This is a genomic window from Desulfomicrobium apsheronum (genome assembly GCF_900114115.1).
In the GTDB taxonomy this organism is placed as follows: Bacteria; Desulfobacterota; Desulfovibrionia; order Desulfovibrionales; family Desulfomicrobiaceae; genus Desulfomicrobium; species Desulfomicrobium apsheronum.
In genome coordinates this window covers 1-25,134 of sequence record NZ_FORX01000024.1, presented here as the reverse complement: position 1 = coordinate 25,134, position 25,134 = coordinate 1, and the positions used below count along the sequence as shown (strand labels likewise).

Sequence of the window (25,134 nt, the reverse complement as noted above, 5' to 3'; positions counted from 1 at the left end):
TCCCATACCCTCCAAGTGGTCGACAGCGTGTACGAGGCTATTTCAAAAGCCAGTTTTCCAGATCCATCAAATCCTGTTCGGTCAAGGTTCCTACAGCCTGCTTGAGCCGCAAACTGTTCAGAATGTAGTCGTAGCGCGCCTGCGCATGGTCGATGCTGACCAGGGCCAGGTCGCGTTCGGCGTCCAGTACGGCCAGGCTGGTGAAGAGCCCGGACATGTACCCTTCCTGTTTGGCGTCGAGGGCCAGCCTGTTGGCGTCAAGGGATTGCGCGAGTGCGTCCACCCTCTTGAGCGAACTGTCGACGCCAAGAAATGCCGAGCGGGTCTTGCGCGCAACCGACCGGGACTGCTTGACCAGATCCTGCCGGGCGATGCCGACCTCGTGCCGCGCGGAGCGGGCCTTGGAGGCGACTTCCCCACCCTGGTACAAGGGCAGATTGAACTGCACGCCGATCTTGTATGTGTCGACCTCGCTGCTTCCACCGAAAAGCGAATCCTCGGTGTTCTCGTTGTCGAAGGAACTGACCAGATCCAGGGTGGGATAATGTGCGGCGTTCTGACGATTCACTTCGAGTTCGGCCACTTCCACGGCCTTCTTGCTCAGTTCGATGGCCGGGTTCCCTTCGAGGGCTCCGGCGAGCCAGGAATCAAGGGTCGGCGGCTCAGGCCTCTTCAGAGTGATGTTCTGCGCCAGGGGGCCAAGACCGTCCACGGGCGCGCCGGTCACTTCGCTCAAGGCTTGCAGGGCGTCGTCAAGCCTGTTGCGCGCCTCGATGGTCAAGGCCTCGGTGGCCGCGAGGCGCGCCTTGGCGTCATAGAGATCGGTGATGGGAATGAGGCCCATGTCCGAACGGCCTTGGGCCAGTTCGAAGTGTTTCTCGACTGCGGTCTGCTCGACGAGGGCGTAGTCGAGCCGATCCTTTGCGGCCAGTGCCTGGAAATAAAGATCCGAAACGCGGGTGATCAGTTCCTGACCGGCCAGAACGAACTCCATCTCCGAGCGTGCCCGAACGACCTCGGCCTGTTTCCACCCGACATAGGCCCCCCAGTTGAACAAAGGCTGGGTCAGGGTAACGCCGTACACGGTCGTTCCGTACTCGGAACTGCCCGACGCGTAGACCTCGTTGTCGCTGCTGACGATGTCCTGGCTCTTGTGCATGTAACTGCCCGTAGCCATCACCGTCGGGAGCATGGCGGCCAGAGCCTGCCGTTTTCCTTCCTGAGCAACAAAGGTCCGAAATTGATAACTTTGAAATACAGGATCATTCTGAACGGCCAGCCTGTACGTATCCAGTAAACCCGTGGCCACGGCAGGCATTGAAAAAGAAAGGAAGACAACCGACATGAGCAAAATTCTGATGCAGTGAGCCTGAAAAGCAGCATCAAAAAAAGAAAAAAACACTCTCATTGCTTCCTCCTGAAAAAAATTCAACCGCCTGTAATAAATAAAATTCTAAAAAAATATCGGAATATAATAAAAAACGTTTAGAAAATGCATAAATGAAATTTACTGCCGAAATATTTATTAGTATTTATTATTAAATATAAAAAATACTCATTAATGCTAGATATATATCACTCTAAATGGGAAAAATTCGTACACACAAAATTAAAACTTTTAAATAATACTACCAAGTAACAACTCATTGCAAGGATATTTATACGCACGTAAACATCCTCTTTTTTCACTTTTCACGCTCTTGGACAAAGTAAAAGAGGCCCCGGAAATTTGCACAAGCCTTCAGGTGGAAACTCTACTAGCCGGAACGCACGGACTGGATCAGATGGTCCACAGTGCGTTCGCCTTGGCTAAGACATTTGTGGGCGAAGCAGCTCGTGGTCAAGACGCTCCGCCACAAACAAAAACAAGCACACAAAAATGGACTTGTTTTTGTATGTTCACCTTTCTTTGGAAGCTGGAAGAAAGACCACGAAGTCTGATTGGTGCTCAGGAGCAGGCCTAGGCGACCTTGAAGAAGGCGACGTTCTTCTGAAGCGTCCCTGTAGAGAAACCCAACGAACACGGTCCAAATGGCGAGCGAGAGGACACCCTGCCAAACGAGCTTCCGGGAACGCGACATCACAACCTCCATTTTACGCCCCAAACGCGGCGTTGATCGGTCCCGAGTGACGACTCCCTTGCCAAGCTCTTCTATCTGGCACTACAGAACATCAGCCGGAAATGGACTATGCCGATTCGAGACTGGAAAGCTGCGCTGACAAGATTTAGCATCCAGTTCGAAGACAGAATGATCAACCTCTAACACTGCCGTTTACACAAATTCCGGACACCCTCGCGCGTCATTTCAGAGCCAACTCCCGGCCCTGCCCATGCGGAACCACAGACTGTCGGCCGGTTGTCGATACTTCTCTTGAGCGGTCAAGTCGCCGGTATCTTCCGCCTTGATGGAACGGTCTCACGCAAGTGACGAACGGCGCTACGGGAATCCTCCCGATACAAAAAACGCCTAACCTCGCAACCCAGTGTTGTCATACATTCATTTCGTTGACAGCGTCGTCGTGTTGAGGCTTATGGAAGGGTGCAAAGCGGGTCCGACACGCACGTCGGCAACTTCTGGCGATCCAGAACAAGACGCGCGCAGATTCTGCGGAAAGAGCATCGTTCCGTGGATTCCGTGTCTTGAATACGTGTTGCAAACAGACACCCGGAGGAGAACGCCTCCTCAAACAGGAGCCCCCATGAGCGAACGGAGCACGGCCCCCCGAGACGCCCACCACAGCGAATCAAAACGCAAGAGCAAGCGTCTGCCTTTTCCGGTCGTCGCCATCGGGGCTTCGGCCGGCGGCATTGAAGCCCTGCGCACCCTCTTAGCTCATATCCCTGCAACGCTCCGGGCGGCACTCGTGGTTGTCACGCACCAGCCCGCCGATACGAAGAGCCACATGCAGGAAGTGCTGGCCAGCTTCACTCCCCTGCCCGTGCGAGAAATTGGAGAAACCACGCCTCTTCAGCCCGGCACCATCTACACCGTGCCGTCCGGATGGGAATTGGGCATCGAGAACGGCGTGCTGAGGCTGCTGCCGTCCGGACACGATCTGCGCTACAGGATCATTGACCGTTTTCTCGACAACCTGGCGCGTGACCAGGGATGCAACGCGGCCTGCGTCATTCTGTCGGGCTCGGGGTCCGACGGCGCAATTGGAGCCGTCCATGTTTCCAAGGCCGAAGGTCTGGTGCTTGTCCAGGACCCATTGACCGCCATCCAGCCGGGAATGCCCTCAAGCGTCCTGGAAACAGGAGTGGTGGACGCGGTTCTGCCCCTTGAGGAACTGGGCGCACGGATCACAGAACTCGCCGGCATGCCCATGGCTCAGACAGAAAAGCCGTGCCACATCAAAAAGATTTTCGACCTCATACAGCAACAGACCGGCCAGGATCTTTCCGGATACAGGCATAGCACCATTGTCCGCCGTATCAACAAGAGACGGCTTCTGACCGGTCGGACGAGCCTGGACGAGTACCTGCGGGAACTGGAAAACAATCCTGAAGAATCACTTGAACTTTTCAAATCCATGTTCATCGGGGTCACTTCCTTCTTCCGCGACCCAGATGCATTCGAGGTGATTCGCGAGAAGGTCCTGCCGAAGATTTTCGAGGACAGATCCGACGACGAGACCATACGTGTCTGGGTTGCCGGCTGTTCCACGGGTGAAGAAGCATATTCCATCGCCATGCTCCTCGACGAATACATGCAGCAGGAGGACATTCGCTGCGGAGTGAAAATCTTCGCCACCGACATCGACCAGCGATCCATCGAAACGGCCCGAAAAGGGACCTACCCCGCCAAGGCGCTGCGGCATGTCTCCAAGGAGCGCCTGGAGCGCCATTTCCTGAGCGGCAACCGCGACTGGACGGTCCAGCCCCGGCTTCGGGAACGGATTGTCTTCGTGCACCACAACCTGCTGCAGGACCCGCCTTTTCTGCATCTCGACCTGGTGGTATGCCGCAACCTGCTGATCTACCTCACGCCCCCTCTGCAGTCCAAGGCCCTGTCCCTGATGGCGCACGCCCTCCACGCCGGGGGCTTTCTCTTCCTCGGATCCGCCGAAAACGTGGATAACACCAACCTGCACCTGGAAGTCATCGACAAGAAATGGAGGATATTCCGCAGCCGTGCCGGCGCCGAACGACCGGACGTGAACAGTTCGGTCATGCTGCGCCGCTCCCTGTCGCTGCCAGTCCTGCCTGAATTCTCCCCGCCGAGGATCAAAAGTCCGGCGACAACGGCCAGCGAAGTCCTGCTCCGCCACTACTCCCCCGCCGCCGCCCTGGTCAGCCCCGAATATCACATCCTCCACCTGACCGGAGACACCACACCCTATCTTTCGCTGGCTTCGGGCGAACCAAGCCTGAACATTCTCAAGCTCGCACGAAAGGACCTGCGGCTGCACCTGCGCTCCGTCCTGAACCAGGCTTTTTCTTCGCTGGAGCCGAGCACGGCCAGTGGGATACGCCTGCAGGGCGATCCTTCCCGTTGGCTGGACCTCTGCGCCGATCCAGTCACGGACGATAAGGGACGTCTGCTCTCCGTGCTGGTCATTTTCAAGGAAATCGAGACCCGGGAAATCAGACCCGACTGTGCCGTCCCTCAAAGTCTGAGCGAAAGCAGCCTTGTGCTGCGGTATGAGGACGAACTTCAGGCCACACAGGAGCAGCTGCAAAAAGTCATCGAGGAGTATGAAAAGCTCAACGAGGAATTACGCGCATCCAACGAAGAACTGATCAGCATGAACGAGGAGCTGCAGTCCTCCAACGAGGAGATGGACGCCTCGCGCGAAGAACTGCAATCCTTGAATGAGGAACTCTCGGTCAAGGTGGAGGAACTCGCCCACGCGCACGGCTTCGTGGAGAACCTGCTGCGCAGCACCAAGCTGCCCGCCGTCTTTTTGGACAGGGAGCTGCGCGTCATGCGCGCGACGCCGGAGGCCACTGAAGTCTTCCATCTTGCCGTTGCGGACCAGGGACGCCTCATTTCCGAAGTGAAGTCCCGCGTGGCCGATGACAACCTGCTCCATGACGCCCGGGAGGTCCGGCGCACATGCACGGAGCTGGATAGGGAACTGCGAGACGCAGGCGGACGATACTTCCTCAAGCGCGTCTTCCCGTACTACGACATCCGGGGTGATGTGGAAGGCGTGGTCATGACCTACACGGACATCAGCAAGCTGAAAGCCGCGGAACAGGTGCTGCGGCTGAACAATGAGGAACTTGAAGCCCTGGTGGCCAAACGTACGCAGGAGCTGGATCTGGCTCGCATGGAATCTGAGCGGCGTGCCATGGAACTTGAAGCCATCATGGAACAGGCCCCGGCTGCGATATGGATCACCCGCGACACAGAGGCCAGAACCATCATCGGCAATCAGGCCAGCTATCGGATTTTGCGCATGGAACCCGGAACCAATGCCAGCAAAACCTTCGAGGGCGTCTCCTATAAGACCATGTCCAAAGGCAGGAAATTGGAGCTGCACGAATTGCCGATGCAGCGTGCCGCAAAAGGCGAAGTCGTAATTTCCCAGGAGGTGGACCTGGTCTTCGCCGACGGTGAAATCCGCACCATTCTCGGCAACGCAACCCCATTGCGTAATTTCACGGGGGCCGTGTCCGGCGCCGTAGGGACGTTTCTGGACATCACTGACCTGAAACGCGCTCAGAGCCAGGCCCGGCGCTGGCAGCACGTCTTCGAAAACGCCGAATTCGGGATAGCCATCTCCAAAGTAGATGACAACTCGCTTGTGACCGTGAATCCGTCCTTCGCCCGCCAACGCGGTTTTCTGCCCGAGGAGCTGGTCGCTCTGCCCGTGTTCGATCTATTCTCGCCCGAAGCCCGCGCTCTTCTGCCGGAACAGATCCGGACCGTCGAGACAGACGGCCACGGCGTGTTCGAGTCCGAACACCTGAGAAAGGACGGCAGCACCTTCCCGGTCCTGCTGGATTTGACCGTCCTCAGGGACGAATCCGGCCGCCCCGTGTCCCGCGTGGCCTATGCCCTGGACATCAGCGAGTCCAAACGGATGGAGCGGCAACTGCGGGAAAGCGAGATCATGCTTCGCACCGTGGCCGACTACACCTTCGACTGGGAATACTGGCGCTCCGCTGACGAACGCTTGCTGTGGGTCTCCCCCGCCTGCCTGCGGATAACCGGTTACAACGCCGAAGAGTTTCTGGCGGATGCGGATCTGATCCTGAAAATCGTACACCCTGAAGACAGAGAGCTGTACCAGGCCCACTTGAAGAAAAAGAGGACTAAAAACAAGTCGTCCGAAAGTCTCGATTTCCGGATTGTCCACCGCGACGGCCGGGTGATCTGGATCAGTCACCACTGCGTGGACATTTTTGCGCCGGACGGCACCCCCCTAGGCCGGCGCATCAGCAACCGTGACATCACGGACCGCAAACTGGCGGAATTGGAAGCCCAGAGCTGGGCCAAATTCCCGGCCGAAAACCCCTCCCTGGTCATGCGCATCGATCCGGACCTGAGCATCACCCATGCCAACAGATCCAGCGAGGCCTTTCTGCGCCAGTTCGGACTTCAAACGGGTGATCGCGTCCCGGAATCATTGCGTGCACACATTGATATGCCCCTCCGGCGCGACGCACATACCCAGTTCGAAATCAATGTGGGTGAGCGGATCCTGTTCATGGACATCACGCCCATCAAAGGGAAAGACTATTTCAATATTTACGGAATGGACATCACGGACCGCAAAAAGGCTCAGATGCGCTTACAGCGCACGAATGCAATGCAGGAGGCCGTGAATCAGGTCTTCCGCATCGCTTTGACCAACACCAACGAGGAACACTTCGGCAAAGCCTGCCTGAAAATCATGGAGAAGCTCACGGACAGTTCCTTCGGCTTCTTGGGAGAGCTGGGCAGTTCCGGGATGCTGGAAATATTCGCCATGACCGATCCGGGCTGGGAACAATGCAGCATGTATCTGGCCGCGAAGTCCACGGGGAACTTGCCGCCCAAGAAATTCCCCGTTCGGGGAATCTACCGCGCGGTCATGACCAACGGAATCTCCGTTCTGACCAACGATCCTTCGAAACACCCGGATTGGCGCGGCATCCCGGGCGGGCACCCCCCGCTGACATCTTTTCTGGGCGTGCCGATCAAACACGGGAGCAAGGTCATCGGCATGGTCGGTTTGGGCAACAAACCCGGAGGCTACGACCCTCTTGACCAGGAGGTCGCCGAATCCCTGGCGGTAGCCGTTTCGGAAGCGCTGCAGAAAATCCGGATGCGCAGGGTATTGTCCGAACGGGAGGAACAACTGCGCTTGTTCGTGGAGTACGCACCCGCATCCATCGCAATGTTCGATACCCGGATGCGCTACATCGCCGTCAGTCGTCGCTGGGCAGAGGACTACAATCTCGGCGACCGGAACCTTATCGGCATAAGCCATTACGAAATATTTCCGGACATTCCCGAACACTGGAAGGAAATCCATCGTCGTTGCCTGGCCGGCGCGGTAGAGTCCGCAGCCGAGGACCTCTTTGAACACGCCGACGGCTCCACACAGTGGATCTGCTGGGAGATCAGGCCATGGCGCAGGGATTCCGGCGAGGTTGGCGGCATCGTCTGCTTCAGCGAGGACATCACAGTCCGCAAACACGCCGAACTCACGACACTGGCCGCCAAGGAGGCTGCCGAATCCGCCAACCGATCCAAATCTGAATTCCTGGCCAACATGAGCCATGAAATCCGCACGCCGCTCAACGGAGTGCTGGGCATGCTCCAGCTCCTGCGCCTTGGGGGCGGTCCCGAGGAACAGGACAAATACATCCAGATGGCCTTCGACTCCAGCCGCAGGCTCCTTTCCCTTCTGAACGACATCCTGGACTTCTCGCGCATGGAAGCGGGCTGGATCACGCTGGCCAGTGAACCCTTCGAGCTCAAAGGTCTCCTCGATTCCGTGTCCCATATCTTCAGCATGGCCTGTGCGGATAAGAGGGTCGACCTCATCACCTCGGTCGAAACCGGTTCATTCGAACGACTGGTCGGGGATGAAGCACGCATCCGGCAGATCCTGTTCAACCTTGTCGGCAACGCCGTCAAATTCACCGCCGAAGGCTCGGTCCGTGTGGAGGCATGGACCCGGTCGTTCCGCGATGACCCGGACAAGGCCCATTTGTACATCAGCGTCAGCGATACCGGCATCGGCATCCCCGACGAGAAGATCGATTTGGTCTTCGAGCGCTTCACTCAAAACGAAACTTCCTACACTCGCCAGTTCCAGGGTGCCGGACTCGGACTGGCCATCGTCAAGCGGCTCATGCACGTCATGGGCGGCGACATCTTCGTGGACAGCGCCGTCGGCCAGGGCACGACTATCATGCTCCATCTGCCGATGCCCATCGACGGACAGTTCCGTGTTGTGGAAAGCGGCAAAAGACACGAGACGACAGACGGTGACAGGGTCTTGTCCATCCTGGTCGTCGAAGATGAAGTCGTGAGCCAATTGGCCGTTGCAGCCCTGCTGAAGCGCATGGGCCATGAGGTGACATGTGTCGGGGACGGTCGAGAAGCGGTCGAGGCCGTGCGCCGCCACTCCTTTGACTGCGTTTTCATGGATATCCAGATGCCTGTGATGAGCGGTCTGGAAGCAACGGAAAACATCCGCAAGATCAAGGAGCCCAAGGGACGTTCCGACGTGTGGATCATCGCGCTGACGGCCTACGCGCTTTCAGGAGACAAGGAAAAATTCCTGGCCGCCGGGATGAACGACTACATCAGCAAGCCGACGCAGACCAACCAGCTTGCGGAGGCGATACGGCGCTTCATGACAAAAAAAGGATAACATACGCCTGGGAAGGATCATGAATGCATGACGAAAAGCACAAACTCAAACAGCCGCCATGGCTGAAAAACGCCGAGGGACAGATGCGCCGGGTCGGGGTCGAGCTGGAGATCAGCGGACTCGAACTTGATGCGCTGGCCGGATGCGTGGCGGAATTCCTTGGGCTGCGGATGGAAGCCACGGGGCGTTACGAGCGCCTTCTGACGGGTGATGCGGCCGGTGACTGGGTGGTCGAACTCGATTTCGACCTGCTCAAAAAACTCGGCCGCGAGCCCCACATGGCAGGCGCTCCAGTTGTGGATTTCGGCCGCACCGCCGAGGACGTCCTGGCGTGGGCAGCCGAATTGCTCGTGCCGCTTGAAATCATCAGCCCGCCGCTCCCCCTGACCAGGCTGCACGAGGTCGAAGCGCTCATCGTGCGTTTGCGTGCAGCGGGCGCCAAGGGCACATCCGACAGCATCGTCAACGCTTTTGGCATGCAGTTCAATCCCGAACTGCCCAGCTTTGAACCCGAACTGATAACGGCAAGCCTCAAGGCCTTTCTGTGCCTTTACGACTGGTTGTTCGAGCGCGCCGACATCGACCTCTCGCGCCGTGTAACCAGCTACGTCAACCCGTTCCCCGCAGGATATGTCGAAAAGGTCATCGCGGCAGACTACCTGCCCGGCCTTGCGACCCTGATCGACGACTATCTCGCCTACAACCCGACTCGAAACCGCGCCCTCGACATGCTGCCGCTGTTCATGTTTCTCGACGAAAAACGCGTCCGCGCCAAGGCCGACGACGTGCTGATCAAGGCCCGCCCCACCTTTCATTACCGGTTGCCGGATTGCGACATCCACAAGCCCGAATGGGGGCTTTATGTCGCCTGGAACGACTGGGTGGAGGTCGAGCGCCTGGCCGCCGATAACCAGCGCCTTGAAGCCTGCTGCGCCGCCTATCTCGAATATCTCGATGACCCGCTCCAGCGCCTCTTCGGCGACTGGCCCGCGACCGTGGAAAGAGAATGGCTGGGCCGATGATCGCCATCACGGGTCCACGGCGCGGCGCCGTTGGTCCCCGAACCCTGGCGGCCCTGGCGATTCGTCTGTACGGCGGACGCCCGCTTCAATTGCGTCCGGGGGACGAAGAACGCCGCCACGAGTATCATGGCGTGGTGGTCACCGGCGGTCATGACATCGAGCCGGTGCTCTATGCCGCCGAACCGGAGGTCGAGCCCAACTACGACACCGCACGCGACGCGCTGGAAACCGCAGTGATCCGTGACGCGCTGAGGCGCGGGCTTCCCCTGCTCGGCATTTGTCGCGGAGCGCAATTGCTCAACGTCTGCCGGGGCGGATCGCTGTTTCAGGACCTGCGCTTCCTGCGCCACAAAACCTCCCACCGCCGGACCCTGTTGCCGCTCAAGACCCTGTGCGTCCCACAGGATCCGACCATCGCGCAAAGCGTGGTGGCCAGACTGCTCGGACGTGGATGTTCGCGCATCAACAGCCTGCACAACCAGGGCATCGACCGCGTGGGCACGGGCCTTCTGGTGACCGGTCGCGACCTCGACGGAATCGTGCAGGCCGTGGAAGATCCGTCCCAATGCTTTCTGGTCGGCGTGCAATGGCATCCCGAATTCCTGCTCTATCTGGGCAGCCAGCGCGGCCTGTTCCGGGAACTGGTCAAAAGCGCGCGCACCCTCTGCAAAGACACGACAAACGAAGGGGATCATCCTCGCACGGAACGTGCGCCGTAACGCAAGGTCGCGACGAAAGAGCCTGTTTTGGCGGATTTTCAGAGAGGGCGCACCTCACCGCCACGACCTCGGGACAATGATTTCGGATTATTTCTGTCCGAAAATTCTTGACAAACGGACCGTAACAACCCTAGCTACCAACCTTGAAGGGGAGTAGCTCCACGAGGCAAGGTCAACAATACTGGCGCTCACGCGCTTGGCCCTGTCGTCGGTTTCCACCGATGAGCCAGACCTTCAGCATGACAAACATGCTGGAGGTCTTTTTTTGGACCTCCAGCCAAACCCCGGAGGTTCCATGAACAGCAATTCCAGCAGCGCCGCTGCCCTGCCTTTCCCCCTGGCCTATCTCTTTTTTCCCCTCTTCGCCCTGGCACTCTGCTTCGCCTGGCCCGACATTGCGGATGCCAAACGAATGGGCGGAGGCGGCTCCTTCGGCAGCAAGTCCTCGTACAACAAGAGCTACGCGAAACCAGCGGATAAAAGCCCCGGCATGACGCAGCAGGCCACGCCCGCCTCGCCTTCGCGTTTCGGCGGCCTCGGAGGCATGTTCGGCGGCCTGCTGATGGGCGGACTGCTCGGTTCCATGCTCTTCGGCGGCGGCTTCGCCGGCCCCGGCATGCTCGACATGCTGCTCCTGGCCGCAGGCGGCTTCCTGCTCTTCAAGTTCATCAGATCGAGACGCGCCGCCACGGCAAACTCCGCCCCGTACGCCTTCCAGGGGGCCGGGACCGAGCACACGACGGCATCCGGCGGCGGCTGGGGCCAGCGCCTGGAGCCCCAGGCCCAGCAAGCCCCCGTGCTGCCGAAGGATATTGACGAGCAGGAATTCCTGTCGGGCGCCAAGGCCCTCTACGTCCGCCTGCAAGGTTCCTGGGACCGCCGCGACATCGACGACATCCGCCAGTTCACAAGCCCCGAGGTGCACGCGGAAATCGCCCGCCAGGCCACGGACGACCCCACCCCGGGCCGCACGGAAATCCTGATGGTCGACGCGCGCATCCTGGAATCCCGCACCGAAGGCCAGGAAACCGTAATCAGCGTCCTCTTCGACGCCCTGCTCCGCGAAGACGGCCCGGGCGCGCCTTCGGAACAAATCCGCGAGATGTGGCACATCCGCCGCGACGAAAGCTCGGCCTCCGCGCAGTGGACGCTGGAAGGGATACAGCAGCTTGAAGTGTAAGGCGAAAAAAGAGCCGGGGCGAATGACCGCCCCGGCTCTTTTTTCTTGCGGAAGAAGAGGCGCGGTCCACCTCGCACGCCGTGTCCGTCATCCTTAAGGGAGTCCATCCCCCCCTGTTCTCAAGCCTTGAAACGCCCCATCAGAGCCTGCAACTGTCCGGCCAGCGTGGAGAGATCCCCGACGTTATTCTGCAACTCCAGGCAACCGGAACGTATGACGACGGCCACGGCATCCACCCCGGCGATGTCAGCCGCGATTCTTTCGGATGCCTGGGACATTTCCGACGCCAGGGCGTTGGTATCCTGCACGCCGCCTGTGGCCTCGGAGATGTTGGCGGCCAGTTCGCGGGTCACGGCGGACTGCTGTTCGATGGCGGCCGCAATGGTGGACACGAATGTACTGAGTTCGCGAATGGCCAGAACGATTTCGTCCATGTCCTGAACGGCGTTTCCCGCCACATTCTGAATACCGCCAATCTTGATCCTGATGTCGTCGGTGGCTTCGGCGGTCTGCTTGGCCAGTTCCTTGATTTCGTTGGCAACCACGGCGAATCCACGCCCGGCTTCACCGGCCCGGGCGGCTTCAATGGTCGCGTTCAGGGCCAGAAGATTGGTTTGGGAAGATATGCCGGAGATGGCTTCGGTGACCTTGCCTATGTCCTGGGCCGAAGCGCCTAGATCGTGTAACAGGGTGGCGAAGCTTTCTACCTGGCGCGAAAACTGATCCGTGGTAGTGCGGGCGTGCTCTGTATTTTCCGCGATCTCGGCTATGGTGGAAGTCATCTCTTCCGTAGCCGCCGCCACACTGTCCAGATTCGCGGAGGTTTGTTGCATGCTGCCTGCCACGGCAACGGTATCCTTGCTCAACTCATCGGCCGCCGCCGTTGCGGTGGAGCTTTTTTCCGCGAGGGTGTGAACGCTGTGGCTCGATTTTTCGCTAAAGGCCGTGAGACTCTCGACTGAAGCCGAGACCGTCTGTATTCCGACGTTCAGACTCTGGATAAGGTTACGATTGTTACCGATCATGGTCTGATACGAACGCGCCAGATCGCCCAGTTCGTCGCCTCGTCGCCGCAATTCTTCTGGCACTTCGCGGGAAAAATCACCATGGGCCAAATGGTCGGTGAAGGCCACGCAAGTCTTGATCGGCCGGACCATGCCTCGTGAAAAAAGGAGGATGGCTGGTATCATGATGGCGGTGATGACCGTGAAAGACAGGCCCATGCGTCCCAGCAAGGCGCGGGACATGATATTGACGTCCTCCAAGGAGATGTCCACTCCCAGCACTCCGTCCATTTGCCCGTCAGCCGTGAATATGGGAGCGTAAGCGCTCAGAAACGTACCCCATTGATCCTCGTAGAATTCGTTCTCCACGGCTGGACCGGGCAGCCCTCCCATCACGGCCTTTTTCATCAGTGGCGAAACGTCTTCGTAAACCTCTCCGATATGGGATTTATCCTCCTCGCTCTCCTCCGCATCACCGACAAAGATCACTTCGCCGTTTTCCCCCTTGCGTACCGTGTACACAAAGTGGAGACCAGAACTATTGTCTCGAATTCGGCGCAATGCTTCAACTACACTCGCGTATGAATCTGAACCTTCATCTTCTGAATTTTTCAATAATACATGATCTTCAACAGGAATGCTCATGACACCAAGTGCAGCATAGTCACGAACCCTGGCGCGAATACTTTCAATCTGCTGATTGCTTGCAGTATGATAGGAGAGCAAGACAAGCAAAACAGACCCTAAAATCCACATGGAAAATACGATGATAACGAGCTTGTTTCTGATATTCATGTTCATGATCGTTTGTTGAATTGTTGGAGGAATAAAAAAAAAATCATCTTCATAAAATTTATTCATGCAATTAAAAATATAAGAACACTTTTATTAGAAATAATTATTATTACAAAATCATCATTTTTAATGCGCCCTGGATGATTCCATTTTTGTCGATCTCATACATATTTGTAATTGACAGGGCAAATATTTTATCAAAACCGTATGACGAGACCAGTCAATCACTATATAGATTTCCTGTATGTATGACATTATTTATATGTCTAAAATGGAATTTATTTTTTTAGTGATAATTTTGCACTTAAAAATTCCATTTACATAAATAAGTCAGAAAATATGATTAGTCGGACCTTATTGGAGAGCCGATGCGAGGATTGTTTTTTTTAGATTCCTATATAGTTGAGAATTCGGTTATCTGCTTTTACCGAGGAGCCCTTTTAATATGGTGTGGACCCTCCCCGACGTCACGGCTCCACTCCGAACCATCCCGCCAAAACAACACCTCAAAAGTGTATCATTATGACATGGGCGAGACTCTGATGAAGACTTTTTTTTCAGAAGTTGCTAATAGGAATTCGAATCATTGATTTCTCGATGGTTACGTACCTTCAAGCGTGTCGAGCGCTTCGGACAGCATTATATTGAAAAAGCCTATCATAGTATAAACCCGAACCCTCTAGGAGTGCGACAATGAGTGATGGCAGCAAGTGCCCCGTGACCGGAAGAACCAACCCCGCAGCGGGCGGAGGCGGCAGGACGAATCGTGACTGGTGGCCGAACCAGGTGAACCTCAATATCCTGCACCAGCAATCAAATCTTTCCAACCCCATGGGCGAAAAGTTCAATTACGCCGAAGAGTTCAAATCCCTTGACCTCGACGCGATCAAAAAGGACCTCATCGCCCTGATGACCGATTCACAGGACTGGTGGCCTGCCGATTACGGCCACTATGGCCCGCTTTTCATCCGCATGGCCTGGCACAGCGCGGGCACCTATCGCACCGGCGACGGCCGGGGCGGGGCCGGGTCCGGGTCGCAGCGTCTGGCGCCACTGAACAGCTGGCCGGACAACGTCAACCTCGACAAGGCCCGCAGGCTGCTCTGGCCCATCAAGCAGAAATACGGGCGCAAGATCTCCTGGGCGGATCTCATGATCCTCGCCGGAAACTGCGCCATTGAATCCATGGGACTCAAGCCCTTCGGCTTCGGCGGCGGACGCGAGGATGTCTGGGAGCCGGAGCAGGACATCTACTGGGGCGCGGAACAGGAATGGCTGGCCACGAGCGACAAGCCCGACAGCCGCTACTCCGGCGAGCGGGACCTGGAAAATCCGTTGGCCGCCGTGCAGATGGGCCTCATCTACGTCAACCCTGAAGGCCCGGACGGCAACCCGGACCCCATCGCCTCCGGCCATGACGTGCGGGAAACCTTCGCGCGCATGGCCATGAACGACGAGGAGACCGTGGCGCTCGTGGCCGGCGGGCACACCTTCGGCAAATGCCACGGCGCGGGCCCGGCCACGCATGTCGGCCCCGAGCCCGAGGCTGCGCCCATCGAGGAGCAGGGCCTGGGCTGGAAGAGCAGTTTCGGCAGCGGCAAGGGCGGCGACACCATCGGCAGCGGCATCGAGGGCGCCTGGAAGCCGAACCCGACCAAATGGGACATGGGCTACCTGAAGGTGCTCTTCAAATACGAGTGGGAGCTGGTCAAGAGCCCGGCCGGAGCCAATCAGTGGCTGGCCAAGGACGTGGAACCCGAGGACATGGTCGTCGATGCTCACGACCCCTCCAAAAAAGTGCGGCCGATGATGACCACTGCGGATCTGTCCCTGCGCTTCGACCCGATCTACGAACCCATCTCGCGGCGCTTCCTGGCCAACCCCGAGGAATTCGCCGATGCCTTTGCCCGGGGCTGGTTCAAGCTGACGCACAGGGACATGGGCCCGCGCTCGCGCTATCTCGGTCCGGACGTCCCGGCCGAGGACCTGATCTGGCAGGACCCTGTGCCAGCGGTCGATCACAAGCTGATCGACGCGCAGGACACGGCCGCCCTCAAGAACAAGATCCTGGCTTCGGGACTGACCGTGCCCCAGCTGGTCACCACGGCCTGGGCGTCCGCGTCCACCTTCCGGGGCTCCGACAAACGCGGCGGGGCCAACGGCGCGCGTATCCGCCTCGCGCCGCAGAAGGACTGGGCGGTGAACCAGCCGGATCAGCTCCAGACCGTCCTGCAGACCCTGGAAAAGATCCGGGATGACTTCAACAAGGCGCAGACCGGCGGCAAGAAGGTGTCCCTGGCCGACCTCATCGTCCTGGGCGGTTGCGCGGGCGTTGAACAGGCCGCCAAGAACGCCGGGCACAAGCTGACCGTGCCTTTCAGTCCCGGGCGAACGGACGCCACGCAGGAACAGACCGACGTGGAAGGCTTCGCGGTTCTGGAGCCGGCCGCGGACGGCTTCCGCAACTTCCAGCGGGCCAGATTCACCATTTCGACGGAAGAGCTGCTGCTCGACCGGGCGCAGCTGCTGACGCTGACCGCGCCGGAGATGACGGTGCTCGTCGGCGGCATGCGCGCCCTGAACGCCAACGTCGGCCAGTCCGCGCTCGGCGTCTTCACCAAACATCCGGAAGCGCTGACCAACGACTTCTTCGTGAACCTGCTCGACATGGGCACGGAATGGAAACCCGCCAAGGGCGCGGAAGGAGTGTTCGAGGGGCGCGACCGCGCGACGGGCGAGCTGAAATGGACGGCCTCGCGCGTAGATCTCCTCTTCGGCTACAATTCCCAGCTCAGGGCCATCGCCGAAGTCTATGGTTGCAGTGATTCCCAGGAAAAATTCCTGCAGGATTTCGTCGCGGCCTGGACCAAGGTCATGAACCTCGACCGTTTCGATCTGGCCTGATTTCAAACGTCGCGGCATGGATTTCCGGCCGCGACCTGAAAAAACATCAACAAAAGGCCCGTTTCAGCGAAATAGGCATCACGCCTTTTTCGCTGAAACGGGCCTTTGCATCGCTACGCATGCAGGGCGCGGCTCCCAAAAATCAGATGCAGATCAAGAAGGCGTTGCAGCTCCCGGGCTCATTCCCGGCGCACGGCCCCGGTGGAGTCATAATCGGCCGGATCGAGCGGGGAATGACGCGCGATGTATTCGCGCAGCACATCCGCGTCCACGAATCCCGTATCCACAAAGCCTTGCCGCCCTTTAACCGCCGGGTACCCGTCACCGCCCCCGGCCAGATAGCTTTCCATGACCACGGTGTACATCCGCCCGGCATCCAGAGGCTTGTCGCCCACGAACACATCGCTCACAACCCCTTCCCGGAACACGAACCGGACCCCGCCAAACTGCGCGAAAGCGCCGGTTCCGGGCTCGAAGCTCGCTGTCTGCCGCAGGTATTCGGCCAGTTCCTCCCCGGTCATATCCACGGTGCAGATGGTGTTGCCGAAGGGTTTGACTGTCAGCACGTCCTTGTAGGTGATGGGCCCGGACGGCAGCCCGGCGCGGAGGCCACCTGAATTCATCACCGCCGCATCCGCCCCGGTCTTCTCCATGAGCGCAAGGCAGGCCAGTGTGCCAAGCGCGGTCTGGGAGGAACGGGTCACGGCGCGGTCGGCGGTGAAATTGCCGTTGCCGTGACCGATCACGCTTTGCAGGGCCTCGCCCCCCTTTTCCTGGAAGGGCGTGAGCAGGGCCAGCAGGGCCGGGTCCTCGGCCAGCGGCACAGTCGGCGGCACGGTCTGCCCGTCCACCTTCTTGGTCAGGTTCACGGGTAAGAGAGTCCCGCCGGTCAGACGCACCTGCCTCCCGGTCCAGAGCAGATCGACCCGGCCCAGATGTTTGCCGTATTCCCCGGCCTGGACAATGACAGTCCCGCTCTCAAGCACCGGGGCGTCAAGCTGCGTGTGCGAATGACCGTCCACGATGAGGTCGATGCCGGGCACGGCCCGGGCCAGTGCCCTGGACCCCGTCTGCGGGACGCCGGGAATTTCGCTTTCGGCGAAGCCCAGATGGGTCAGGGCAATGACCACGTCGGCCTGATTGCGCAGTCGCGGAACCAGTTCGCGCGCCTCGTCGATGGCCGGGCGAAAAACGAGCCCTTTGACATGCTCCGGATTGCCGACAATGGCCGTGCTTTCGGTGGTCAGGCCAAATACGGCCACGGTCAGTCCGCGCAGCCGGAACAGATGCCAGGGCGCAAAAAGGCGCTGCCCCGACGAATCGTAGATGTTGGCCGCGAGCAGCGGAAAATTCATCCAGCGCTCCTGCTTACGCAGGACGGCAAGGGGATTGTCGAACTCGTGGTTGCCCACGACCATGGCGTCGTAGCCCATGGCGTTCATGCCCTGGATGTCCGGTTCGGCGTCCAGCATGTCGGACTCGGGCACGCCGGTGTTGACGTCCCCGGCATCGAGCAGGAGCACATGTCCGCCCCCTACCAGCACCTCGGCTCGCACGGCGTCGGCCAGAGTCTTGCGGGCGGCAAGCCCGTACTCGCCGGCGGAATTCTTCCAGAATCGGCCATGATGGTCGTTGGTGTGCAGGATGGTCAGAGCCTGGGGGCCTGTGTGCCCGACATGGGACAGCGAGGCGCATCCGCACAGCAGCAGGATGACCAGGACCGGAATGAACCGGATCAGCTTTTGAAATCGCATTGCCTTCCTCCTTTTCAGACCAGCACGCCGACCATGGCGCCGGTCATCAACGTGGCCAGAACTCCGGCCAGGATGGACCGGGGGCCAAGCTCGACGATCTCGGCGGCCCGCTCCGGGGCGACACGGCTCAGCCCGCCGATGAGAATTCCCAGGCTGCCGACATTGGCGAACCCGCACATGGAATAGGTCATGATCAGAATGCTGCGCTCGGACAGGGTTCCGGCCGGGAGCGCCGCCAGATCCAGATAGGCCAGAAGCTCATTGAGCACGATCTTGGTGCCCATGAGGCCCCCGGCCGCGTGCGCTTCGCTCCAGGGAATGCCGGTCAGCCAGACCAGCGGGCTCATGAGATAACCGAGGATTCGTTGCAGGGTCAGCGCCTCGCCTCCGGCGGCGGGCAGCAGCCCTAGAATCTGGTTGAACATGCTGACCAGGGCCAGCAGCACCACCAGCAGCGCCGCGACGCTGATGAAGACTTTCACGCCGAGAGTCGTGCCCTGCACCACGGCGTCCATGGAGCCGCGACTTTCCGAGGGCGGCGAAACCTTGCCCAGCGTGGGCTGCCCGGATTCGGGAATCATGACTCCCGCGATGAGAATGGACGCGGGCACGCTGATCAGCGAGGCGGTCAGGATGTGCCCAAGGGCGCCCGGCAGGACCGGACCGATAATCCCGGCGTAGAGGACGAGCACGGTCCCGGCGATGGTGGCCATGCCGCAGGTCATCAGGGTGAAGAGTTCGCTGCGCGTCATGGAGGCGACATAGGGGCGCACGAAAAGCGGAGACTCGACCATGCCCGCGAAGATGTTGGCCGCGCATCCGATGCCCAGCGCTCCGCCAATGCCCATGGTCCGCTGCAGGGCGAACGACACGCCCCGGACCAGCACGGGGATGATCTTCCAGTGATAGAGCAGCGCCGACAACGCCGCCGTGACCACGATGACGGGCAGTCCGCGAAAGGCGAAGACATAGGCCGCGCCCGGATACGGCTCCGCGAAAGGCAGCGGCCCGCCCCCGAGATATCCGAAAACGAAGCCCGTCCCGGCCCGTGTCCCCTCCTCCAGCGCCTGCGCGGCCCGGTTCAGCGCCAGAAACACATCCCGGAACATGGGCAGCTTGAGCAGCATCACCGCCAGCGCGAACTGCAGCGCAAGCCCGATGACGACAAGCCGCAAGCGCACGCCCCGGCGGTTCTCGGACAAAATCCAGGCGATGAGCACAAAGGCCACCAGCCCAAACGCGCTCTGTAAAACGGCAAAAGACATGAACGTCGCTCCTGTGGAAGATGAAAACCGTGACAAATGCGCATTGCCAACCCCTCGATTTCCTTACACGCACACGAACCGGACTGGAAGCCTTTTTGAGCGTCGTCACTCCCCGAAAACGAAAACCAAGAACATGGCCCCGGCTTTCGAGGCCACTGCGGCAGGACGCAAGGTGACTTTTACCGCCGACAACGCTAGAAGGACTCTGGCACCCGGCGCACCGGACAATTTCGACACGCAACCCGAACCTTGCGGAGCTGAACCACTTGCCCACGACCGACTACTACGAGATCAACGCCCGGGCCTACTTCGAACGCACCAACCGCATCGATCCGGCTCCCATCCTCACTCCCCTGCTGCGCCATTTGCGCGCGGGCAGCACGATCCTCGACATCGGCTGCGGCTCGGGGCGTGACCTCAAGTGGCTCAAGGGCAAGGGCTTCAAGCCATCGGGGCTGGAGCGCTCCCCGACCCTGGCCATCATGGCCAGCGAGCATTCGGACTGTCCGGTCTCCATCGCGGACCTGTTCGAATACCAGCCCCCCATCCATTACGACTGCATCCTGCTCATCGGCACGCTGGTCCACCTCGCCAAGCCCGAGTTCCCGCAGGCGCTGCGCAGCGTCATGCGCATGCTGAAAGCCGGAGGGATCATGCTTCTGAGCATGAAGGCCTGGGGCGGAAGCGAAAAGAGCGAGGACGGGCGGGTTTTCCAGCTCTGGTCGGATTCGGAGTTGCGGCGGGAGTTCGGACGGCAGGAACTGACCATTCTTGAACATACGCGCAGCCGTTCCCTGCTGGGCAACCGCGACGTCTGGCTCGGATATATCCTTAAATCCGGCCAATGACGTCCCATCCCGGATATCTCACGCCCCGGGCGACCTCTTCCGCCAGGGACGATTGACCGCGTCTGGCGCGAGACCAAGACGAATCTACCGAAAAATACCCACCCATCATCATTGATTTCCAGCACTTTTGCCTTCATCCTCGCCCGCGAACCGCAACCGGCCATGGCGCGCCCATGCGGCAGGCCCATGGTCCCGGCATGGCGGGACCATCCCCGAAAAAGCCCGGGCTCGGTCCCCTGGAGACTGATACCAAGGCGGTTACAAGCCGCTCCGGTTCAGCCCTCAAGCAGCCCGTTGGCGAAGACTGCCGCTGAGGGACGGCTTAAAATGGTTTCGCGGTCATTTTCCTTTATCCGGCAATAAATTTCCGAGGTCCTCATGCACGAAATTCTTCTCTACGGCCCCATCGCGCTCCCCGCTCTGACCATCCTCCTGCTGCTGACCATCATGCTGCGCACTTCAAAAAACACCCTGCTCCTTGGCGCGCGCCTGGAAGCGGTCGAAAAATCCCTGGAGAGGACCGAGCGGATTCTGCACGACGAGATCACCCGGAACCGGGATGAAACCGGACGCCTCCTGCTCGAACAACGTCGCGAGGTGGTCGCCGCATTCAAGGAGCTGGGCGGCGGCCTCATGCACAGGGTCTCCGACGCCGGCTGCGCGCAATCAAGACAGCTGGACACGCTCGCGCAGAATTTCGCATCCTTCGCAGCCTCCAACCTGGCTCAGCTGGACAGCCTCGGGCAGCAGTCCGCAGCCAGCTCCAAGGCTCTACGGGAGGAGATACTGGCCACCCTGAACGGCATTTCAGAAACTTCAACCAGGACCGTCGGCGACCTGGGTCAAACGCAGAAAAAGCAGCTCGACGCCATGGTCGCGGCCATCGCAAGCCTCTCTGAAACCAACGCCGCCAAGCTTGAAACGGTTCGCAGCACCGTGGAGACAAAGCTGCACATGCTCCAGACCGACAACGCCAGGCAGCTCGAAACCATGCGCCAGACCGTCGATGAAAAACTTCAGGGTACGTTGGAAAAACGGCTGGGCGAATCCTTCAAGCAGGTCAGTGAACGCCTCGAACAGGTCCACAAGGGCCTCGGGGAGATGCAGTCCCTGGCCACGGGCGTGGGCGATCTGAAAAAAGTCCTGACCAACGTGAAGACGCGCGGAACCTGGGGCGAGGTGCAACTCGGCGCCCTTTTGGAGCAAGTGCTCAGCGCCGAGCAGTATGCGAAAAACGTCGCCACGAAAGGAGGCGCGGAACGGGTGGAGTTCGCGATCCGGCTGCCGGGCCAGGACAGTGAGGCGCCCGTGCTGCTGCCCATCGACGCGAAATTTCCCATCGAGGACTACCAGCGCCTGCTCGAAGCACAGGATCGCGGCGACGTGGAAGCTTTGGAAATTGCCGGAAAACAGCTTGAGACACGGGTCAAGGCCTGCGCCAAGGACATCCGCGACAAATACGTAAGCCCGCCGCACACGACCGATTTCGGTATCCTGTTCCTGCCCATCGAGGGCCTTTTCGCGGAGGTCATCCGGAGGCCGGGCCTGAGCGAGAGCATTCAGCGCGATTTTCGGATCGTCATTGCCGGACCCACGACCCTGTGGTCCATCCTGAACAGCCTGCAGATGGGCTTTCGCACCCTGGCCATCCAGAAACGATCGAGCGAAGTCTGGAATCTGCTGGGAGCCGTCAAGACCGAGTGGGGCAAGTACGGAGAAATCCTGGATGCGGTGCAGAAAAAAATCCATCAGGCATCCGAGACCATCGAGAAGGCCAAGGTCAGAACGCGGGTCATCGGCCGCAAGCTGCAAAGCGTCCAGGAGATGCCCATTGCCGACTCAGCGGTCCTTCTTTCATTGCCTGTCGAGATTGAAGAAGACGAGGAAGTGTCCGCGACCACGAACTGAAATGCGCCCCGGGTCCATGACCGGCACCGGAATTCAGCCGATACCGCATGGTGCCCGAACGCTTCGGCAGGATAGGACTCACGCCGGACTGCGCCGCTGAGTAAAGGCGGCCTGCAAAGCCGAATGTGCTGGATTTGGGGCGATGTGGCGGGGCAAATTGAAAAAAAGAGCGCATTCGTGATTACGGCAAGAAAAACTGTTGACATTCGGGTAGCTTGCCCCTAAACACCGACTTCTCGACGCGCCCGTAGCTCAGTTGGATAGAGTGCCTGACTACGAATCAGTAGGTCGCATGTTCGAATCATGCCGGGCGCGCCACGAAATCAAGGGGTTAGATGTAAAAGTCTAGCCCCTTTTTGTTTGCCTCGGCGTCCCTCTCCCAGTCCTCTCCCAGTTTTATTTTTTCGTCCACTTGCTTAAAAAACCCCGCTCATGCCTACGGCGGCGGCGATGTCGCGTGATTTTTCACCTTGAGACGCAGGTGCAACGTGTTGCACGTCCTCTTTTGCAGCGTACTGGTTGCTTCCGTGCCGCCCCGCCATGGCCTCCTCAATCTTCCGCGCAATCTCCACCGAATAAAAAACCCGCCCTCACATCGAGAGCGGGTCCAGCCTCACGCGTCTGGTCCATCGCGGTCAGCTTCCGAAAAAAAAACCCGCCCCAGACGGCTCTCATCCAGGGCGGGTCCAAAACTCCGTGATTTGCTACAAGCGCCTCACTCGTTTTGATTGTGGTCCCATGAGGAGGTAGGACATTTCTGCGCAGGAACTGCGGGGAAACCGCGCAGAAATTTATGTTATCACTCGGCGCGTTCGTCCAAGGTCACGAACGGGGAGAGAGTGTTGCTGCCGTTCAGCGGAATGATGGGCGCGTCGTGGATCGGCTGGCCGTTGTTCCGGGTAATGAACCGGAAGGCCACTTCATCGTGCAGGAAACGCACATGAATGCTTTCCGCCTCTTCGACTCCACCCTTTTCGATCAACATGTACTCGCTGAAGTCACCCAGCATAATGTCCCACTTCGAGCCGATGGTGGAGCAGAACTCAGTGGGCACGACGGGCAGGCCAAACAGGCCACCGAGGGGGAACTTCCGGAAGTCGAGGGCGTAGATGGGCTGATCTGCGATCTTCAGCAAAGGCAGTTGCGGCAAACAGTCCTGGTTCACATACCACGCGGCTTTTGTCAGATCGCCACGGAACCGGCCAAGCATCTTGACGACGTTTTCCGCCACGATGGTTCCGGCGGCCTGGCTGGTCTCCTTGGCCACGGAAACGGGCAAGTCGGAGTTGATGATTCCGAGACATTCACCCGCGCCGTTGCCGGACCAGATTTCCTTATCCAGCTTGAACGCGAGCTGCTGCCTCAAATTTCGCTTCACATAGGCACCCATGGCCGCCGCGTCCCGGAGCATCCGGCCAGTCACATAGACCAGGCCATACATGTCTTCCAAGCGCAGTTCGCGATCCTTGAGCTTGGCCTTGCCACCGGCCAGCATTTCGTCCGCTTCGCCCTTGCGATAAATCGAGATCCCGTTGATTTTGCCGTCGGAACGGTCGCGATCATCGGCGGCCAGGTAGGAAAATCCGTCGGAATTCGCGCCAATCGGCTGCCGGGTGCAACGAGAAGCCAGAACGCCGGTTTCTATCGCCGTGGTCATGATGTCAGCGGCCTTGTCGGTTTCGACCAAATAGCCACCATCGGAATCAATGCCAGTGTTGGCACCGGAGGCCGCGTTCATGACCTTCTGATAGCGTTCGGCCGCTGCGCTCTTGGCCCGAAGGTCGTTCCCCGTGGTCAAGGCCACAACGTCCATGAGCTGTTCGCCAAGGTTCTTGTAGACGCTCGGCTGAGAGACGATGCTGACGTGCCCGTCAAAGTTGTTGGCGCTGTTGGCCACGGCCATGGCGTCGGCGGGGTCGGAGAGACCATTCAGCCGACGATAGTTGGCCGCCTGCTTGGCAAGCAAATTGGCCTTCGACATAAGGCTGTCGAACTTGCGCTGGTCGGCATCGGAAAAATCGTCCCGGGCCTGCAACTCGCGGCACTCGTCGAGGATTCCGGTCTGTTGGGCAATGATGTCACTGTAATTCATGATGTAAACTCCTGTCGGGGTCGGTTTAAATTTGTTTGAGGGAAATTTCAGCCAGGGCCAGGGCGCGCGCCCGCTTGGCCTTGCCCGGGTCCGCTGCGTTCGATGCCTGGCCGGGCGTGAAGATCCGGTCCACGAATCCGTGGCTCTTGGCCTCTTCGGCGGTGAACCATGTCTCTGCGTCCATCCACTTGCGGATCTGCGCGGCGGGCTTCCCGGTCCTGCGCTGATAGGTCGCCACGATGTTGCCCGTGGTCTGTCGGAGCAGGGCGGCGTAATCGAGCATTTCCTGTTCGCCGCCTGCGCAAATGCCCCAAGCGTTGTGAATCATGAACGCGCCACCGGACGCCATTTCCACCTCATTGGCCGCGATAGCCAGGCCCGTTGCTGCGGATGCGCAGAGCCCGTCAATGTGGGCAATTACTTTGCTGGGATGCTGCGCAATAGCCACTCGCATGGCTTCGGCGTCGAGCACCGCGCCGCCTGGGGAGTTGATGCGCAAATGGATGGTTTTTGCGGTGATGGCCGCGAAGGCGGGCACCCACTCGCGGGGGTCAATTCCGTACCACGCGCCTATGGCATCGTAGAGGTAGAGCGTGGCCTCACTCTTGGCCGCATTGAAGACCGGGGAGGGGGAGAGCTGCACGGGCTTCCCGGCCTTGACGCGCTCCCTGGCTTCGGACTCGGCCTTGGCCAGCAGCTCACGCGCGGAAATGTGCATGGCACTCATCGGATGCCGCCTTGCGGAAGGCTGTAGCTGCGCATGTGATGGTCGCGCAGTGCTCGGGTAAATTCCTCATCGGTCAATCGCCCGTCGCGGTTCATT

General features: G+C 59.4%; 13 protein-coding genes, 1 tRNA gene and 1 pseudogene. 9 read left to right on the top strand and 6 right to left on the bottom strand.

Going from position 1 to position 25,134, the window contains the following annotated elements; genetic code table 11:
* Positions 1–37: 37 nt before the first annotated feature.
* Entirely contained in the window at positions 38–1,345 is a 1,308-nt protein-coding gene (locus BMZ40_RS17415; RefSeq protein ID WP_245751136.1) for a TolC family outer membrane protein, read from the bottom strand.
* 772 nt (positions 1,346–2,117) lie between these two features.
* On the opposite strand from BMZ40_RS17415, the pseudogene BMZ40_RS19390 reads away from it, so the two are divergent.
* From BMZ40_RS19390 to BMZ40_RS17390, 5 genes and pseudogenes are all read left to right on the top strand, one after another.
* Positions 2,118–2,264 (top strand): annotated as a pseudogene (locus BMZ40_RS19390) (IS256 family transposase); the annotation flags it as partial.
* A gap of 436 nt (positions 2,265–2,700) precedes the next feature.
* A complete protein-coding gene (locus tag BMZ40_RS17405; RefSeq protein WP_177193251.1) occupies positions 2,701–8,820 on the top strand; it encodes a PAS domain S-box protein in 6,120 nt (2,039 codons plus the stop codon).
* A gap of 23 nt (positions 8,821–8,843) precedes the next feature.
* Positions 8,844–9,842: an amidoligase family protein gene (locus tag BMZ40_RS17400; protein ID WP_092378919.1), complete on the top strand. Its 999-nt coding sequence runs from the start codon at positions 8,844–8,846 to the stop codon at positions 9,840–9,842.
* Positions 9,827–10,561 (top strand): gamma-glutamyl-gamma-aminobutyrate hydrolase family protein, encoded by a 735-nt coding sequence (locus tag BMZ40_RS17395; RefSeq protein ID WP_092378916.1) that lies wholly within the window; start codon positions 9,827–9,829, stop codon positions 10,559–10,561. Before BMZ40_RS17400 ends, BMZ40_RS17395 begins: the two co-directional genes overlap by 16 nt.
* A 295-nt stretch (positions 10,562–10,856) precedes the next feature.
* Positions 10,857–11,741: a Tim44 domain-containing protein gene (locus tag BMZ40_RS17390; RefSeq protein WP_092378913.1), complete on the top strand. Its 885-nt coding sequence runs from the start codon at positions 10,857–10,859 to the stop codon at positions 11,739–11,741.
* Between the two features lie 119 nt (positions 11,742–11,860).
* Here BMZ40_RS17390 and BMZ40_RS17385 read toward each other — a convergent pair whose 3' ends face one another.
* A complete protein-coding gene (locus tag BMZ40_RS17385) occupies positions 11,861–13,267 on the bottom strand; it encodes a methyl-accepting chemotaxis protein (protein ID WP_177193250.1) in 1,407 nt (468 codons plus the stop codon).
* Positions 13,268–14,233: 966 nt separating this feature from the next.
* On the opposite strand from BMZ40_RS17385, the gene katG reads away from it, so the two are divergent.
* A complete protein-coding gene (gene katG, locus BMZ40_RS17380) occupies positions 14,234–16,444 on the top strand; it encodes a catalase/peroxidase HPI (RefSeq protein WP_092378908.1) in 2,211 nt (736 codons plus the stop codon).
* A gap of 179 nt (positions 16,445–16,623) precedes the next feature.
* Here katG and BMZ40_RS17375 read toward each other — a convergent pair whose 3' ends face one another.
* Entirely contained in the window at positions 16,624–18,198 is a 1,575-nt protein-coding gene (locus BMZ40_RS17375) for a bifunctional UDP-sugar hydrolase/5'-nucleotidase (protein ID WP_092378905.1), read from the bottom strand.
* 14 nt (positions 18,199–18,212) lie between these two features.
* Entirely contained in the window at positions 18,213–19,463 is a 1,251-nt protein-coding gene (locus BMZ40_RS17370; RefSeq protein ID WP_092378902.1) for a NupC/NupG family nucleoside CNT transporter, read from the bottom strand.
* Positions 19,464–19,729: 266 nt separating this feature from the next.
* On the opposite strand from BMZ40_RS17370, the gene BMZ40_RS17365 reads away from it, so the two are divergent.
* The 3 genes from BMZ40_RS17365 to BMZ40_RS17355 all read left to right on the top strand — a co-directional run bounded on the left by BMZ40_RS17365 (position 19,730) and on the right by BMZ40_RS17355 (position 22,537).
* Positions 19,730–20,311 (top strand): class I SAM-dependent methyltransferase, encoded by a 582-nt coding sequence (locus BMZ40_RS17365; RefSeq protein WP_177193249.1) that lies wholly within the window; start codon positions 19,730–19,732, stop codon positions 20,309–20,311.
* A 378-nt stretch (positions 20,312–20,689) separates the two neighbouring features.
* Positions 20,690–22,219 carry a DNA recombination protein RmuC gene (locus BMZ40_RS17360; protein WP_177193248.1) on the top strand — a complete coding sequence of 510 codons (1,530 nt, stop codon included), beginning with the start codon at positions 20,690–20,692 and terminating at the stop codon, positions 22,217–22,219.
* A 241-nt stretch (positions 22,220–22,460) separates the two neighbouring features.
* A tRNA-Arg gene (locus BMZ40_RS17355) sits at positions 22,461–22,537 on the top strand.
* A 481-nt stretch (positions 22,538–23,018) separates the two neighbouring features.
* On the opposite strand, the gene BMZ40_RS17350 is transcribed toward BMZ40_RS17355, so the two are convergent.
* Both BMZ40_RS17350 and BMZ40_RS17345 read right to left on the bottom strand, forming a co-directional pair.
* Complete coding sequence (locus tag BMZ40_RS17350) at positions 23,019–24,311, bottom strand: phage major capsid protein (RefSeq protein WP_092378894.1); 1,293 nt, start codon at positions 24,309–24,311, stop codon at positions 23,019–23,021.
* A 25-nt stretch (positions 24,312–24,336) separates the two neighbouring features.
* On the bottom strand, positions 24,337–25,038 hold the full coding sequence (locus BMZ40_RS17345) for a head maturation protease, ClpP-related (RefSeq protein WP_092378891.1): 702 nt from the start codon (positions 25,036–25,038) through the stop codon (positions 24,337–24,339).
* Between the last annotated feature and the right edge of the window lie 96 nt (positions 25,039–25,134).